Source organism: Actinoplanes sp. NPDC048791 (assembly GCF_040650095.1).
GTDB lineage: Bacteria > Actinomycetota > Actinomycetes > Mycobacteriales > Micromonosporaceae > Actinoplanes.
This window is the reverse complement of sequence record NZ_JBEZGQ010001272.1, coordinates 1-2,101: the sequence shown is the minus strand read 5'-3', so window position 1 is coordinate 2,101 and position 2,101 is coordinate 1. Positions and strand designations below refer to the sequence as shown.

The window sequence follows — 2,101 nt, the reverse complement described above, 5'->3', positions numbered from 1 at the left end:
ATCGGCCTCGGTTGGCGCCAGGTCGGTGGCGTCCTCCGCGCTGCGGCGCTGGGCGCGCGCGGCCGCGGAGGCGGTCAGGTACACCTTCAGCTCGGCGTCCGGCGCGACCACGGTGGCGATGTCGCGGCCCTCGACGACGATGCGGGGCGCTGCGGCGATGATCTCGCGTTGCAACTGCACCAGCTGACGGCGTACCGCGGGGACGGCCGCCACGGCCGAGACCGCGCCGGTGACCTCAGGCCCCCGGATGGCCGCGTCGACGTCCGTGCCGTTCGCCCGGAAGTGCGGCGACACCGGATCGGTGCCGACGGAGAGGGTGGTCTCCTGGGAGATCTTGGCGATCGCGTCCGGGTCCTGCAGGTCGACGCCGGCCTGCAGCACCGCCCAGGTGATCGCCCGGTACATCGCGCCGGTGTCGAGGTAGATGCCGTCGATCGCGGTGGCGAGCCGCCGGGAAACGGTGGATTTGCCCGATCCCGAGGGACCGTCGACGGCCACCACGCATCGTTCGGGCCGCTCTGCTCGCTCCACCGCTACCTCCAAGACCTCTGACGGACAACTACCTATTGTGCCGGGCGCGCCCAGCTCAGTCGCCGACGGCCTTGAAGAGGGCGCTCACCTCGGCGTTCGACAGCCGGCGGAAACCGCCCGGGCGCATGTCGCCGAGCCGGATCGGGCCGACCGCCGTACGGATCAGGCGCGACACCGGGTGCCCGACCTCGTCCATCATCCGGCGCACGATGTGCTTGCGGCCCTCGTGCAGGGTGATCTCGATCTGCGCGGTCTTGCCGACCGCGTCGACCAGCTTGAACGTGTCGACCTTGGCCGGGCCGTCCTCCAGCTCGACGCCGGACTGCAGGCGGCGGCCGACGTTGCGCGGCAGCGGGCCGGCGACCTCGGCGAGGTAGGTCTTGGCGACCCCGTACGACGGGTGCATCAGCTTGTGCGCGAGCCCGCCGTCGTTGGTGAGCAGCAGCAGGCCCTCGCTGTCGGCGTCGAGCCGGCCGACGTGGAAGATGCGCTGCTCGAACGTGCCGAGGAAGTCGGCGAGCTCGTTGCGGCCCTTCTCGTCGTCCATGCTCGAGACCACGCCGCGGGGCTTGTTCATGGCCAGGTAGACCAGCTTGGTGTCCGTGACGATCCGCGCGCCGTCCACCCGGATCTCCACCTTGGCCGGGTCGACCTTGTCGCCGAGCTTGGCGACCTTGCCGTTCACGGTGACGCGTCCCCGGAAGATCAGATCTTCAGACGCGCGCCGGGATCCGACTCCCGCGGTGGCGAGAATCTTCTGCAGCCGCACGGAGGTATCCGGATCAGCCTGAGGCATCGAGCACTTCTTCCACATCGTCGGGTAGGAACGGGGCCAGCGGCGGAAGCTGGTCGACCGAGTTGAGGCCGAGCTTCTCCAGGAACAGCGCCGTGGTGCGGTACAGGAATGCCCCGGTCTCGCCCTCAGTGCCGCATTCCTCGATGAGGCCGCGAGTGGTAAGCGTACGCATGACGCCATCACAGTTCACACCGCGGATGGCCGAGATGCGCGACCTGGTGACAGGCTGCTTGTAAGCGACTACAGCGAGCGTTTCCAGCGCGGCCTGGGTGAGCCGCACCGACTGGCCATCCAGTACGAACCGCTCAACGTAGGCCGCGTATTCCGGCCGCGTATAGAGACGCCAGCCACCCGCGGCCCGCCGCAGATCGAACCCGTGCCCGGCCGCGGTGTACCGCGCCGAGATGTCCTCCAACATGCCCGCGACCCGCTCGGTCGGCTGCTCGACGATCTGCGCGAGCTGCATCTCGGCGACCGGCTCATCAACCACAAGCAGAATGGCTTCCAGCGCCGCCCGCAACTCGGCATCGTCCATCGGCGGAAGTGGTTCCGCTTCTTCTTCGGTACGGGTCGACGCCGCCACAGAAGCAGCGGCGCCCCCCTTGCTGCCACGTCCCTGCGCGGGAATCCCGGAACTCGGCCGCGCCCGTGCCACAGGCTGACTCGCGACGGCCCCGGCGGTCACCGCGGCCTCGACATCAGCGGCCCCCTGAGCGGCCGCATCCGCGGCCACCAACCCACCCCCCGGCGCGACGTGCTCCGCGTCGCCGCCGG

At 70.0% G+C, this 2,101-nt stretch carries 3 protein-coding genes; all 3 read right to left on the bottom strand.

What is annotated here, in order from left to right; genetic code table 11:
• A partial coding sequence (gene cmk, locus AB0C29_RS45315) for a (d)CMP kinase (protein WP_360834129.1) occupies positions 1–531 on the bottom strand: 531 nt, incomplete at its 3' end.
• Between the two features lie 55 nt (positions 532–586).
• On the bottom strand, positions 587–1,345 hold the full coding sequence (locus AB0C29_RS45310) for a pseudouridine synthase (protein WP_360834127.1): 759 nt from the start codon (positions 1,343–1,345) through the stop codon (positions 587–589).
• The gene (gene scpB, locus AB0C29_RS45305) at positions 1,314–2,060 is read right to left on the bottom strand and encodes an SMC-Scp complex subunit ScpB (protein ID WP_360834131.1); all 747 of its coding nucleotides are present in this window, start codon (positions 2,058–2,060) and stop codon (positions 1,314–1,316) included. The genes AB0C29_RS45310 and scpB overlap by 32 nt, the downstream gene beginning before the upstream one ends.
• Between the last annotated feature and the right edge of the window lie 41 nt (positions 2,061–2,101).